Raw genomic sequence first — 14,262 nt, 5'->3', positions numbered from 1 at the left:
TGTAATCCGCAAATATAACATTTTTCTTTTTTTGGGATTTTTTCTTCCTTTTTTTGGCAAGGCAGTCAATGGAAGGCGGTTTTAATCTTTGGAACTTTCTGTTATCTTTGTTGCATGCTATTTCAGGAAATTTTAGGACAACACCACCTCAAGAGCCATTTAACCAAGAGTGCCGATTCGGGCCGTATTCCGCATGCACAGCTGTTTGTGGGGCCGGAAGGTTCGGGAACATTGGCTATGGCGATTGCTTATGCGCGCTATCTGCTGTGTTCCAACTTTTCAGGAGAAAATACCGGCGGGAACGAAGCCTGCAACCTGAAATTCGAGCATTTTTCCCATCCGGATCTGCATTTCGTGTATCCGGTGGCCACGAACAGCGAAGTAAAATCGCATCCGGTGAGTGACAATTTTTTGCCGCAATGGCGGGAATTTATCGCGAAGAATGTGTACGGCAGTCTTTTTGAATGGCTGAAACACATCGGCATTGAAAACAAACAGGGCCAGATTGGAGTGGACGAAGCGCAGGAAATCGTCAAAAAACTTTCGCTGAAAGCCTACGAAGGCGGCTACAAAGTGATGATTATCTGGATGGCCGACAAAATGAACCTCGCCACTTCCAACAAACTGCTGAAACTTTTGGAAGAACCGCCGCATAAAACCGTTTTCCTGCTGATTACCGAAAACCAGGACGACATCATGCAGACCATTTTATCGCGTTGTCAGGTACTGGATTTCAAAGGTTTGCCGGAAAGTGTGATTGCCGAAGCCTTGGTTTCCCGTGAAAACCTTGATGAAAAACTGGCGATGAAGCTGGCACATCAGGCACAGGGCAATTACAACCGGGCGTTACAGCTGCTGCACAAAGACGAAACCGAATTTCCGTTTGAAGAGTGGTTTGTACAATGGGTGCGCGCCGCGTTCCGGGCCAAAGGAAATGCCGCTGCCATTTTGGATCTGACTTCCTGGAGCGAAGAAATTGCCGGAATTGGCCGGGAAGCCCAAAAACAGTTTCTGCATTTTTGCGTGGAAATGTTCCGACAGGCCTTGCTGCTGAATTATCAGTCGCCTTCGTTGGTGTACATCGAACCGACTGTGGATAAATTCAAACTGGAAAACTTTGCGCCTTTTGTGAACGGCAACAACATCAATGAAATTTTTCAGGAATTGTCCGATGCCATTTACCATATCGAACGCAACGGCAATGCGAAAATTATTTTAACCGATTTATCCATAAAACTAACCCGATTAATTCATAAAAAATAAATACTATGCTACCCAATCAAATTTATGCCGTGTCCATTATTCTGATCTTTTTAGCCATCACCTTTTTACAATCCGGTTACGATAAAATTGCCGACTGGAAAGGCAATGTGGAATGGTTAAAAGGGCATTTTTCGCAAACTTTTATCCGCAATCAGGTACCGGCTTCTTTGGCGCTGATTTTAGTTACGGAAGTACTTTCAGGCGTGTTTTGTGTGGTAGGTGCCCTGCAGATTTTAATTACTGACGGTCATCGCAGTGATTTTGGTTTGTATGGAGCTATCCTGTCGTGCATTACGCTTTTGTTTTTGTTGTTCGGTCAGCGGATTGCCAAAGATTACGACGGCGCCCGAACGATTGTGATTTATTTTATCCCGGCCATTTTGGCGGTATACTGGCTGTAAAATACGGCTTTGCGATACAGAAAACGCATGCAGTTTGTATGCGTTTTTTTTATAAGGTTGCCTTATACAACCGCAACTCGTCCCAAGTGAATTTATCCCCGTGAATTTCTTTGAGTTCCCCTAAGCTTTCCCCTTTGTATTCTTTAAAAACCAAGCGCAATTCCTCGATTTTGTCGTCCGGTAAAATATCGGAAAGCTGCAGCGCTTCCAGCTGAATCAGTTTGGTAAAATGGCTGAAAATCGTGCCCGGGGTGAGTTTGCGCTGTTTGGCAATTTCGTGAATCGTCAGGTTTTGTCTCCAGAGTTCCAGGGTTTCCTCGATGGTGGATTTTTTGGGTTCTTTCGTTTTTTTCTTAGGTGTTTCATAGTATGAAACGTTTTCTTCGTCTTCTGCCAGGACAGCGTGTTCGGCTCGGAACCGTTCCGCAACGGCCACTAGTTTGTTAATTTTGTAGTGCTCCGCTTCTTCCGAACGCAGCGTTGCTTTGGAAAGTTCCCTGCCTTCCGAAGCCACTTGCAACAGCTGGCGGATTTTCTTCAGTTGCAGCACCGTTTTCGTCTGAAGTTCTTCCAGTTCCAGCAATTCGTCATAAAGCGTTTTGACTTTTTTGGTGCGCTTTATTTCTTCTATTTTCAGCAACAGCTCCTCTTCGATGACGTCCAAAGGTTTGAAAAAATAAGCATAGGCCGCCTCGACCCGTTGCCGGATAAACTCAAAATCAACCGGTTCCACCGCAAACAGTTTCAAAAGCTGCGTCTGAAATTTTACGGAAGCTTCGGCCAATTCGGCTATCTTATCGGCCTGCTGTTTCGCCCAGGCCAGATGGCTACGTTTCGGGGATTTTGGCGCTTCCTGATGGTAACTGAAATAATGGTTGCGCCATTCCTGAATCAGATTGCGGAAATCGAAACTGGTTATCAGGGATTTACACAGGTAATTTTGGGTTTCCTGCGACAAGGACTGCTGTAAAATTTCACTCGACGCTTTGTTGGTGGCATATTCCAGCACCTCTTCGTCCGACGCAATGCCGTTCATTTTAAACGGAGACAGCAAAATAAGCCCGTTTAAGGAACGCAAACGCGAAAGAGTTACATAGGCCTGTCCGGGAGCAAAAACGTTCGATACATCGAGCACAGCTTTGTCAAAGGTCAAGCCCTGACTTTTATGCACGGTAATCGCCCACGCTAATTTGATGGGATAATGGGCAAACTTACCCAGCAGTTCTTCCTCTATTTCCTTGGTGTTTTCATTGACTTTGTACCGGATGTTCTGCCATTCATACCGTTCCACTTCGATGGATTTGTTTTCCTCGGGAAAATGAACGATGATTTCGTTTTCGGACAGTGATTTCACGATGCCCATTTTTCCGTTGAAAAACCGTTTTTCAAACGACAGGTCATTTTTAACGAACATGACCTGTGCACCAACTTTCAACACTAGTTTTTCTTCTACCGGATAAATTTTTTCTGGAAAATCGTCCACCACTTCGGGCAGAAACGTGAAGGATTTGCCTTTTAATTCTGCTAAAGCATCGGTGTTGAGTGCATCCGCTTTGGCATTGTGCGTAGTAAGGGTAATATAGCCTCCATTCGCTTTGAAATCGAAATCCGGTTGTACGAAACGGTTTAAAAGCCGGATATCGTTTTCCGTTATCGTATTGTTTCTCAGGTTGTTTAAAACGGTGATAAAGCTGTCGTCCGTCTGACGGTAAATTTTTTCCAATTCGATGTACAAAGGCGGAAATTGCTGTACCACATGCGAATGGAAGAAAAACATACCGCGGTAGTATTTCCTGAGCAGTTGCCATTCTTCATTTTTGACAACTGGCGGTAATTGTAATAAATCTCCTATATATAAAACCTGCACGCCACCAAAGGGCAATTCGTTACGGCGTACTTTCCGCATCATAAAATCCATGGCATCCAGAATATCGGCGCGCAGCATACTGACTTCATCAATCACCAGAAGTTCCATGTTGTGAATGACCGCTTTTTTGGTGGCATTCATATGGAAATGTCGTGTCAGCGAAACCTGATTCTCGAATTTCACGGTCTCCGAAAAATACGGAAGTTCCTTAGTATCCGGAATAAAAGCAGCAAAGGGCAACTGAAACATCGAATGAATCGTAACCCCGCCGGCATTCAGGGCGGCAATTCCTGTTGGCGCCACAACAACCGTATTTTTATGTGTAGTTGTAATAATTTCCCGAAGCAGAGTGGTCTTACCGGTCCCTGCTTTTCCGGTCAGAAAAACGGATCTGTTGGTTTGGTTAATGAACCGAAGCGTGTATTCGGCGGCTTTTGAAAGGTGTTCCACGTGGCGTATAAATTTGAAAAGTAAAAGTATAAAAAAAGCCCTCCGGTTGGGAAGGCTCTTGACTTATTTTTTTTCTTCAGCTTTAGGCTCTTCTTTCTTTTCAGAACCTTTGTACTTGTCGTTCAGCTCTTTACTGATGGCTGCCGTGATATCGTAAGCATCTTTGGCATACAAAACAGTAGCCGCGTCTCCGGTACCGTATATGTAATCGTACCCGTTTTTCTTGCCGTAGTCTTTGATATAATCTTTGATGCGTTTTACAAGGCTGTCCATTTCTTTACCGCTTTCCTGCTGCAACGTCTGCATCATTGCCTGTTGTTTTATGCCTAATTCCTGTTCGCGTTTTTGCAATTCGGCTCCTTTAGCCTGTGCCCACGCCTGACCTTTTGCCATGGCATTTTGCTGAAACGAAGCGGCTTCACTTTGAAATTTGCTGGCTTCAGCACGCAATTCGCGGCCCATTTCTTCGGATTTTACTTTATATTTTTCCTCGATGTCTTTGGCCTCATTGTTTTCTTCCAACAATTTGGACGTATCTATATAAGCGGTTTTAATTTTTTCCGCCGTTGGCGTTTCTTTATTACAGGAGATGATTGCTAAGGCCGCAACCGAAAGTAAAATCAATTTTTTCATTTTTTCTGTTCTAAATTTATTGTGTAAGGTTCAATTTCGGATAAGGTTTCAAAGATGGTAATTTTCAGCAGAAAATCACAATTTTTTCCTTTATTTTAAAGTATCAATAATACCTATTCTTATTTATTTAAGTATAAAAATCAGTTATTAAAACTGAATTCATATAAAACGATTTAAGCGTGCTTCAGAGATCTGACAGGGTAAAGCCTGTTTTTACGGGAATTCGTTTAAAAAAACGCTTTATTTTAGTTTTTGGCGTTTTCAAGTACGTAAATATGCGACGAAAACTCCAAATTTTGCTGCGCTTTCCAATTGGAACGCAATCCGGTAAAAAATCCTTTTATAAAATTCATTTTTCCGGTTTTGTATTTTTCCGATAAGAGCGACACGTAAAAACTGTCAAAAACCATTGGAAGTACTTTTACTAATTTGATGTTTTCTCTCGCAAAAAGTTTTTCAACAGACGTTTTTGAAAAATGCCATAAATGGCGCGGTACATCATAAGCAGCCCAAAATTTTCCGTAATGCTGCGCGTCGAACGATTTGTAATTCGGAACGGCAATAATAATGGTTCCGGTTGGTTTCAGTAACCGTTTTAATTCCTGGATTTGTTGTTCCAGATCCGGAACGTGTTCCAAAACGTGCCACATCGTAATCACATCAAAACTGTGATTTTCTAAAACTTCTAAACTTTCTGCAAAACGAACTCTTTTTGAAATTGCAATGGTTTTGGCTTTTTTACTCGGTTCAATTCCGATGCAGTTCCAGTTTTGGTTTGTAGCTTCAGAAAGAAAATCGCCGGTTCCGGTTCCGATATCTAAAAGGGCTCCCTTTTGAGGTTGCAACTTTGTAATCAGTTTTACTTTATCGCGAATGGCTTTTCGTTTGATAAGCTGGTACAGTTTTTCAAACAGCGACCGTTGGCCATCGGTATGGGAAATGTAATCCTCACTTTCGTAGTAGCGCGGTAACTTTTCCAAAGAAGGCTGCGGATGGGTTTTCAGAAGTTGTAATTCTTCATCCAAAAGCAAATCAAAACTTTCTCCGGATACGGAATAATCCTGAACGCGGATAAAAACGTTGTCGGTTGAAAACTGCATTTATATTTTTTTTTTTACTAATCGCTTTGTTTATAAGGCTTCGCGCCGTAGTTTCACGTGGAACATTTTTCGAGGTCGCAGTTAACAGTGGCAGTTAACGACTTACTTGATGCAGATGTAACTAAAAACCGGAACTGAAACCGTTGAGTGATTTATCTTCCCATGTGAATTAATAATATCGAAATATCAGCCGGCGACACTCCGGAAATACGGGACGCCTGGGAAATCGTAACCGGTCGGATTTTTTTTAGTTTCTCGCGGGCTTCGTGCGAAATAGATTTTACCAAATCATAATCGAAGTCCGGTCGGATTTTTAAATCTTCCAGACGGTTTAATTTGTCGGCATTGTTTTTTTCTTTTTCGATATACCCGGAATACTTTACCTGAATTTCGGCCTGTTCAATCACTTCTTCATCCAGCTGGTTTTCCTCGATGTATTTTTGAACGTCTTCGAAACGCAAAATATCTTCCAGTTCTAATTGCGGTCGGGAAAATACTTTAAACATTTTATCGGGCTGCACCATCGGCGAGGAACCTTTGGCTTCCAGAATAGGATTGGCTTCTTTCGGGTTCACACTGGTTTCTTTAAAGAACGATACGAAAGCTTCCGAAGCGTCTCTTTTTTTCTCCATCGTACGCAGACGATCTTCTTTTGCCAAACCGATTTCATACGATTTAGGTGTAAGACGGAAATCCGCATTGTCCTGACGAAGCAAGGTTCTATATTCCGCACGTGAGGTAAACATGCGGTACGGCTCTTCGGTTCCTTTGGTAATTAGGTCGTCGATCAATACGCCAATGTAGGCTTCGTTTCGTTTTAAGATAAATGGATCGCGACCTTGTACTTTTAGTGAAGCGTTGATGCCGGCCATTAAACCTTGCGAAGCCGCTTCTTCATAACCGGTGGTTCCGTTAATCTGTCCGGCGAAATACAAACCTTCCACTAATTTGGTTTCCAAAGTGTGTTGCAATTGGGTCGGCGGAAAATAATCGTATTCAATGGCATAACCGGGACGGAAGAATTTTACCTTTTCAAATCCGGCTACCGAACGCAGCGCTTTGAACTGTACCTCTTCCGGTAAGGAAGTGGAAAATCCGTTTACATACACTTCCACCGTATTCCAGCCTTCCGGTTCTACAAACAATTGGTGACGGTCTTTATCTGCAAAACGGTTAATTTTATCTTCGATGGACGGACAATAACGTGGTCCTAAACTTTTAATACGTCCGTTGAACATCGGCGATCGGTCAAAACCTTCGCGCAATAAATCGTGTACCAGTTCCGACGTATAGGTCATGTGGCAATCACGCTGTACCGAAAGCGGTTTGGTAATTCCCAAATACGAGAATTTATTAGGCTTCGCATCTCCGGGTTGCGGTTCCATTTTAGAATAATCCAACGAACGGCCGTCTACTCTAGGCGGTGTTCCGGTTTTCATCCGTCCGGCTTCAAATCCTAATTTTACCAAATCTTCGGTTATGCCGTGGGCAGCACTTTCACCAGCTCTTCCTCCACCGAATTGTTTTTCCCCGATATGAATCAAACCGTTCAGGAACGTTCCGTTGGTTAATACCACCGATTTCGCTTTAATTTCAATTCCTAAAGCGGTACGGATTCCGGTTACTCTGCCGTTCTCGGTTAAAATCCCGGAAACCATTTCCTGATAGAAATCGAGATTTGGAGTTTGCTCCAACATGTTGCGCCATTCTTCCGCGAAACGCATCCGGTCGGATTGTACCCGCGGCGACCACATGGCAGGCCCTTTAGATTTATTCAGCATCTTGAATTGGATGGCGGTTCTGTCGGACACAATTCCGGAGTACCCACCCAACGCATCAATTTCGCGTACAATTTGTCCTTTGGCTATTCCTCCCATCGCAGGATTGCACGACATCTGTGCAATGTTCTGCAGACTCATGGTAACCAACAGCGTTTTTGAACCTATGTTAGCAGCCGCAGCCGCAGCTTCTGAACCGGCATGTCCTGCACCCACCACAATTACATCATATACCTCTTGAAATAAACTCATTGTTCCACGTGAAACATTTTACTGTTTCAAAATTAATTTAATATTAATTAATTAATGTTCCACGTGGAACATTAATACTTTTTCATCTTCTTTAGCGCGCATTCTTTTTTCGTCTGCTTCGGATTTATCCTTGTAACCACAGTAGTGTAATACGCCGTGAATCATTACTCTTTTCAGTTCCTCTTCAAAAGAAACACTGAAATCCTTCGCATTGTCACGCACCCGTTCAATCGAAATAAAAATATCTCCCTGTAATATTTTTCCCTCAGAATAATCGAAACTAATGATATCGGTCAAAGTGTCGTGATTAAGGTACTCTACGTTGATTTTGTGCAAATATTCATCGTCGCAAAAGATATAACTTATCTCGCCCAACTCTTTGCTTTCAGAAGCAATTACGCGCGAAATCCAATTTTCGAACGCGGCTTCGTCTTCCAGTATAAAATCGGTTTCGTAATTAAAACTAATCATTTGATTTAAAATAGGTTTGTACCTTTTGGTTGAAATTCGGGCGCAAAGGTAAGCTTTGTCGGTTTAATATTTCAACACTGTTCAAATATTCTTTTAAAGCCGGTGAAATCGGGTTGCCCTGTCCGCTAAACTCTTTCTTATTGCTTTGCGACTGACGCTTGTTATCCTCTCCTTGCTGCTGCATCGCTTTTTCCAGTTTTAAAAGTTCGTGTTTCAGATTCAGCATCTTTTGCAGGGTTTCGTTTTTGAAACCTTTGTTCAGCAATTGTTTTTCAATATCCTTCATCTGTTGTAACGCGTTTTGGCTATTACCACCCATACCGTTTTTTTCCATTGCTTTTTGCAAGGCATCGCGCAACTGCTGCTGTTCTTTCAGTATTTCCAATAAGCGCCCGGCATCTCCTTCACCATCTTCACCGTTTCCTCCTTGCTGCCCGTTTTGCTGTCCGTTTTTATCATGTTTGCCCTCTCCGGCTTTTTGTCCCTGCTGTTCTCCGGGTTTCATCCCTTCTTTCATCTTTTGGGCTAATCCTTCTTGCTTTTTTATGATGTCCGGCAACTGCATACCTTGTCCCTGACCTGGTTTTGGCTTGCCTTTTCCGGTTCCTTCACCTTGCATCTGCATCATCATTTCAGACTGCATCTGATTCATTACATCACTGAGAAAATCCGCTAATTTATTGGCAGAAGTAACCGTGTATTGCTGGTGCGAAACTCCTTTTCCAATGTTGTTATCGGCTAAATTATCGAGCGATTTATCAACGTTATACTGCACATTACCCACTTCTTTGGTAATCATTTCAGAAATTCTTGGGTTGCGCAGGGACATCGCAAAAAGACTGTCATCTATATGTTTGAACTGGTTTTTAAGGTCCTGCTGCTTTTTCAGTAACTTGTTAAAACCTAAAGTTCGCGTGGAACTCGATTTAAAATGCTTCATCAGGTCCTCCTGCGAAAAAGAAAAGGCTAACAAATTGTCTAAAATTTGGCGAAGCATTTTAGCATCTTCTTCGAGTTGTTCCATACCGCCCATGTCCATCGCTTGTTTCATTTTCTGACTCATCTGCTGCATTTTTTGAGCGGCAGATTTTTGTTTAGGTTTGGCTTTGGATTGGTTCTGTTTTTGCAGTTCCTCAGTAGCTTTTTGTAAATCTTCGTCTATGCTTTTCTGCTCGTTTGTATCGTTTGGTATGTCCATCGGTGCTTTCAGTTCCTCGTTTTGCTTTTCGAGTTCCTTCAGTTCCTCCTGGATTTTATCAAATTCTTTAGTGATGTTGTCTTGTTGCTTGGCATTATTGTCTTTGCTTTCGGATAGTTTTTCTTCTTTTTTAGAAAGTTCTTCCAATTTCGAAGCTATTTGTTCGGCTTTTTTTTCCACGTAAAAACGCTTGGTCAGTTCTACCAGTTGTTCTAAGCTTTTGGTTTGGTCTTTAGTGTTTTGCTTGAGTTTATCCACTTTTTCAAACAACTCTTCATCTTTTAACTTCTTGGTTAATTCTTCAAGTTCTTTTAAAAGCTTTTCGTTTTTCTCAATTTCCTTTTCGTTTTTGTCAAGACGTTTTAACAGTTCTTCCTTGAATTCGTCTTTCTTCTCCGGCTGAAACTGTTCCAGATTTTCTTCCAGTTTTTTAGAGAATTCTTTCATCATTTCGTCCTGTTGTTGCTGACGTTTGATAAAATCCTCCACCTTCTTCTGATCTTTAAAATCGAGATTGTTCTTCTCTTTGCCTAACTTTTGCAGCTTATCAAGTTCCGACAATTGCTTGTCCTGATTCTTAATCGACTTTTCCAGACTGTTGATGTTGGAATACTGTTCCTGTAAAACCTGTTCTTCTTTTTCTTCTGAAGTCAATTCACGGTGCGAAAACACAGCAGATTTAGAACTTTTAAAATGATGCACCGCATCGTTGTCAAACACTTCAAAATAATAGTCGTAGGAAATGCCCGGTTCAATGACTAAACCGTCCGGAAAGGAATACACGAACTGATCAAAAGCAGCTTTTTTAACCGGGAGCACAGCTTTACGCGCCAGATTCGGTTGGTCATTCGGATAGAAAACTACCTGCAGTTTGGTTAAGCCGTAATCGTCTGAAACCTGACCTAAAATGACATTTTTCTTCAGTTTTAAACTGTCGGGTGCGGTTTGTACGGAAATCGAAGGGTACTGATCTTTCACCGTAGTGATCTGATAGCTCAGTTTTTCGTAATCCTTTACCTTCTGATTGGAAGTAACTATCTGATACTCTGTATTATTTGAAATGGTTTTAGCAAAAGTAAAAGTGGTTGCAGCTCGCTGAAAAGCTTGTCGGGTACCAACTGCTTCAAAATCAACTGAAGTTGTGGCTAGTGCATGAACATTCCAAATCACTTTCGTGCCTTCGGGTACCACGGCATTTCCGGTACCTTGAATCACTTCTGCTTTTTTTCCTAAGTACGATGGAAACTGCAGCATCATAGAAAAATTCAACAGGGTCGGAACAGCCACAATTTCCAATTCATACTCTTGGGAAACCACGTTGTTGGCCTCAAAATGAAACACCACAGTCTTCATGGGTTTCTCAAAACGGTACAGGAATTCACCGGGTTTAAGGGTTTCAAGAAAATAGCTTTCCTCACCAATCCTAATCACGGCGTTTTCCGGAATGACATTTCCGACTGTTTTTAACTGCAACACGAAATCCTGGCCTTGTTCCGAAACTAACTTTGGATTTAGGAGCTGAAAACTAAAAGGTGCTGGTGGCGTGTACCGGGTCTGATAATGCACTACCCTACTGAAACTCTGGGTAATGATAGCGGAATTTCCGCTGATCATAAACACCAAAAGCAGCAATAAAGGCACTGCGGCATACGGCAAATATTTTACGTTCTTTTTAAAATTGACGGCCTTGCTGAAAGGAATCGGCTGTAAGTTTTTCGCTTTTTGTTCAATCGAAGCCAGTAACAGTTCCGAAGGATTGACCTGATTGTTCAACTGCAGAAAATTGGTCAGTTTGTCGCTTACTTCCGAAAAATGGTTCCCGATGATTTGGGAGGCTTCGGTATAATCGATACCTTTCTGTAATTTAAAAAGTCTGAAAACCGGAAACAAAATGAACCGCAGCAGCAGAAAAACTTCTACGGTTACAAACAACCAAAAAAGCACGGTTCTTCCTTGGGGTGGCAGCCACAGGAAATGTTCCACGAGCAACGTGCCTATAAAATACAGCAAGCCCAACCCGATAAAAAGTATCGTACCTTTGAGCAGTTCATTGGTATAGTACTTTTTGATAAAGGCTTCCAGCTTCTGAAAGATGACATTTTTGGTATCCAAAATCTGCAATTTTACTTATAACCGATAAAATTACAATTTTAAACAAGACTAAAAACTTTAAAATTCGTTAAAAAGAATTTTCATTGTACCGGAAGAATCCTTTAAAAATTCAATTCGATGAAAAAGGGTTTTCAACAATTGTTATAAAAAGAAAAAAAAGATTTTTAAAAAATTTAATTTTTTGATGGTTATTATAGGGTGTTAATTGTAGGTATAAGTTTTTGAAAGAGGCTTTTGATTTGGAGTTATCTTTTTTTATCCTGAGTTATCAACAGGCTTTTTAAAGGCTAAAAATTTAGAAATCAAAGGATAGTTTAAGGTTATCAACAATTGTGGATAGCTATTTTTTACTAAAAACTTTTAATAATTCACCAGTAAGAGTGCTGTTAATAAGTACGGTTTTGCTTTTGATAATTTTTAAAGAAAAACTAAAAACTTTGCTTGCATTTTTCATCCCGGTTTTGGATTATACTTTTTTTAGAAAGAACCTCAAAACAGTTATCACATTCTATTCAAAGTTATCAACAGAAGTTGTTAATCGGTAAAAGCCTGTTTTTCAACGATAATTAAAATTTCATCAACAACCTAAAATTTTACTGTTAAATCTTTAAAAAGTTCCTATTAGTGAGTGGTTTTTTATTAACAAATTAAAAATGATGACAGGGCTAAAGTTCCTGTAATGTTCTTAAATTAAAGTGTTTACAGAAAGCTTAACGTTATCAACAATTGTCAATAGTGTAAAAAGAAACGTAAAAAACTGAACCCGGCAAACCGGAAATCTGTAAACTTAAAAGTATCTTTGCAAAAAATTTTAGCACTATGTCAAAACCGGTTCGCGTGCGTTTTGCACCCAGTCCGACAGGACCTTTACATATAGGCGGTGTCCGTACCGCTTTGTTTAATTATCTGTTTGCCAAAAAAAATAACGGTGTTTTTTATGTACGCATCGAAGATACCGACCAAAACCGCTTTGTGCCCGGTGCCGAAGCGTATATCATGGAAGCTCTGGAATGGCTGGGAATTGCACCCGATGAAACCGTAGGAAAAAACGAAAAATTCGGACCGTACCGTCAGAGTGAGCGCAAAGCGTTGTACAAACAGTACGCCGATCAGTTGCTTCGGTCCGGTTGGGCGTACTATGCGTTTGATACGGCAGAAGATTTGGATCAGTTGCGCAAAAATGCGGAAGAAACCGGAAAAACCTTTATTTACAACCACAGCGTTCGCGAACAGTTGGACAATTCGCTAACAGTATCCGCGGAAAAAGTAGCCGAACGCATTGCCAACGGCGAAGAATACGTAATTCGTTTCAAAACGCCGGTGAACGAAACCCTGCATCTGAAAGACATCATCCGCGGCGAGATCAAATTCGACACTAATTTATTAGATGATAAAGTATTGTTCAAAAGTGACGGCATGCCCACCTATCACCTGGCGAATATCGTAGACGACCATTTAATGGAAACGTCTCATGTTATCCGCGGGGAAGAATGGTTGCCTTCGCTTCCGCTTCACGAATTGCTGTACAAAGCTTTCGGTTGGGAAGCACCGGAATTTGCGCATTTGCCGTTAATTTTAAAACCGGTGGGCAACGGAAAACTCTCCAAACGCGACGGCGATAAATTAGGATTCCCGGTGTTTCCGCTAGATTGGACGGATCCGGTTTCGGGTGAAAAATCTTCCGGCTACCGCGAAAAAGGGTTCTTTCCGGAAGCGGTTGTTAACTTTTTAGCTTTATTGGGCTGGAACGATGGCACCGATCAGGAATTGTTTTCGTTGGATGAATTGGTACAGAAATTCGATTTGAACCGCGTGCACAAAGCCGGAGCGAAATTTGACCCGGAGAAAAACAAATGGTTCAACCAGCATTATCTTAAATTGCAATCTAATGCATCGTTAGCGGAGAAATTCCTTCCGATATTAGCGGAAAAAGGGATTACAGCCGATAAAACCTATGTTACCAAAGTAGTAAGTTTGGTCAAAGAACGCGCCACTTTCGTAACCGATTTTTACGAGTTATCCGATTTCTTCTTCACAGCACCAACGGCTTACGATGAAAAAGCAGCTAAAAACTGGAAAGAAGAAACACCGCACTTAATGCAGGAACTGATTTCCGTCTTGGAAAACATAGGCGATTTCACGTCTTTAAACATCGAAACGGTTGTAAAAGACTGGATGACGAAAAACGAAATAGGCATGGGCAAAGTGATGCAGCCGTTCCGTTTGAGTCTGGTGGGTGCTTTGAAAGGTCCACACCTTTTTGATATCGTGGAAATGCTTGGAAAAGAGGAAACAATTAAGCGATTGCAGCAGGCGATCAGCAGTTTATAAAAAGAAAAACGCTCCGTAACAGGAGCGTTTTTCTTTTTATCTAGTACAATAGTATTCACATTTAGTACCTCCAATTATATCTTTTGTTTTTGTGATAATTTTCACATCATATTTTTTTTTATCAAAAACGCCAGACTCTTCAATGACCTCTATTGTATATTCTAAATTTTGATATTGAATTTTTGAATTTCCTTTAACATCTTTAAAAATAACAGCGTCTAAAAATAGAACATTGGTATCCATAATGAATTTATTTTCAGTTATTTTAATAGTTCCTTCATATGGAAAAATTAATTCTCTGCCTTCACCTTTATAGAATGCACTTTCAATTTTATATTCTTGTGAAAAAGAGCTAACACTAAATAAAAATGGAAGAATAAATAGTAAAATTTTATTTTTCATAGTA

10 protein-coding genes are annotated in these 14,262 nt (G+C 41.1%); 3 read left to right on the top strand and 7 right to left on the bottom strand.

Features of this window, described 5'->3' with window-relative positions; translation table 11 throughout:
- Positions 1-114 precede the first annotated feature (114 nt).
- Positions 115-1,263 carry a DNA polymerase III subunit gene (locus tag G498_RS0107495; RefSeq protein WP_026980612.1) on the top strand — a complete coding sequence of 383 codons (1,149 nt, stop codon included), beginning with the start codon at positions 115-117 and terminating at the stop codon, positions 1,261-1,263.
- A gap of 5 nt (positions 1,264-1,268) precedes the next feature.
- A complete protein-coding gene (locus tag G498_RS0107490) occupies positions 1,269-1,664 on the top strand; it encodes a hypothetical protein (protein WP_026980611.1) in 396 nt (131 codons plus the stop codon).
- A 49-nt stretch (positions 1,665-1,713) separates the two neighbouring features.
- Here the strand turns inward: G498_RS0107490 and G498_RS0107485 are convergent, their stop codons facing one another.
- The 6 genes from G498_RS0107485 to G498_RS0107460 form a co-directional block, all read right to left on the bottom strand.
- On the bottom strand, positions 1,714-3,981 hold the full coding sequence (locus G498_RS0107485; RefSeq protein WP_026980610.1) for a helix-turn-helix domain-containing protein: 2,268 nt from the start codon (positions 3,979-3,981) through the stop codon (positions 1,714-1,716).
- Positions 3,982-4,044: 63 nt separating this feature from the next.
- Entirely contained in the window at positions 4,045-4,614 is a 570-nt protein-coding gene (locus G498_RS0107480) for an OmpH family outer membrane protein (protein WP_026980609.1), read from the bottom strand.
- A 245-nt stretch (positions 4,615-4,859) separates the two neighbouring features.
- Positions 4,860-5,714 (bottom strand): class I SAM-dependent methyltransferase, encoded by an 855-nt coding sequence (locus G498_RS0107475; protein WP_026980608.1) that lies wholly within the window; start codon positions 5,712-5,714, stop codon positions 4,860-4,862.
- A gap of 152 nt (positions 5,715-5,866) precedes the next feature.
- Positions 5,867-7,744: a tRNA uridine-5-carboxymethylaminomethyl(34) synthesis enzyme MnmG gene (gene mnmG / locus G498_RS0107470; RefSeq protein ID WP_026980607.1), complete on the bottom strand. Its 1,878-nt coding sequence runs from the start codon at positions 7,742-7,744 to the stop codon at positions 5,867-5,869.
- Positions 7,745-7,795: 51 nt separating this feature from the next.
- Positions 7,796-8,215: an rRNA maturation RNase YbeY gene (gene ybeY / locus G498_RS0107465; protein WP_026980606.1), complete on the bottom strand. Its 420-nt coding sequence runs from the start codon at positions 8,213-8,215 to the stop codon at positions 7,796-7,798.
- Positions 8,208-11,525, bottom strand: a complete 3,318-nt coding sequence (locus tag G498_RS0107460) for a DUF4175 family protein (protein WP_026980605.1) — start codon at positions 11,523-11,525, stop codon at positions 8,208-8,210. Before G498_RS0107460 ends, ybeY begins: the two co-directional genes overlap by 8 nt.
- An 819-nt stretch (positions 11,526-12,344) precedes the next feature.
- Here G498_RS0107460 and gltX point away from each other — a divergent pair.
- On the top strand, positions 12,345-13,856 hold the full coding sequence (gltX, locus tag G498_RS0107445; RefSeq protein ID WP_026980604.1) for a glutamate--tRNA ligase: 1,512 nt from the start codon (positions 12,345-12,347) through the stop codon (positions 13,854-13,856).
- A 36-nt stretch (positions 13,857-13,892) separates the two neighbouring features.
- On the opposite strand, the gene G498_RS0107440 is transcribed toward gltX, so the two are convergent.
- A complete protein-coding gene (locus G498_RS0107440) occupies positions 13,893-14,258 on the bottom strand; it encodes a hypothetical protein (RefSeq protein ID WP_026980603.1) in 366 nt (121 codons plus the stop codon).
- Between the last annotated feature and the right edge of the window lie 4 nt (positions 14,259-14,262).

The sequence above is a fragment of the Flavobacterium suncheonense GH29-5 = DSM 17707 genome (assembly GCF_000430025.1).
In the GTDB taxonomy this organism is placed as follows: Bacteria; Bacteroidota; Bacteroidia; order Flavobacteriales; family Flavobacteriaceae; genus Flavobacterium; species Flavobacterium suncheonense.
This window is presented reverse-complemented; position numbering and strand designations above follow the sequence as displayed.

Excerpts from the sequence above, each read along its gene's own strand:
- G498_RS0107440 (WP_026980603.1), bottom strand. The coding sequence starts at position 14,258 with ATGAAAAATAAAATTTTACTATTTATTCTTCCATTTTTATTTAGTGTT.
- G498_RS0107480 (WP_026980609.1), bottom strand. The coding sequence starts at position 4,614 with ATGAAAAAATTGATTTTACTTTCGGTTGCGGCCTTAGCAATCATCTCC.
- gltX (WP_026980604.1), top strand. The coding sequence starts at position 12,345 with ATGTCAAAACCGGTTCGCGTGCGTTTTGCACCCAGTCCGACAGGACCT.
- G498_RS0107475 (WP_026980608.1), bottom strand. The coding sequence starts at position 5,714 with ATGCAGTTTTCAACCGACAACGTTTTTATCCGCGTTCAGGATTATTCC.
- ybeY (WP_026980606.1), bottom strand. The coding sequence starts at position 8,215 with ATGATTAGTTTTAATTACGAAACCGATTTTATACTGGAAGACGAAGCC.
- mnmG (WP_026980607.1), bottom strand. The coding sequence starts at position 7,744 with ATGAGTTTATTTCAAGAGGTATATGATGTAATTGTGGTGGGTGCAGGA.
- G498_RS0107495 (WP_026980612.1), top strand. The coding sequence starts at position 115 with ATGCTATTTCAGGAAATTTTAGGACAACACCACCTCAAGAGCCATTTA.
- G498_RS0107490 (WP_026980611.1), top strand. The coding sequence starts at position 1,269 with ATGCTACCCAATCAAATTTATGCCGTGTCCATTATTCTGATCTTTTTA.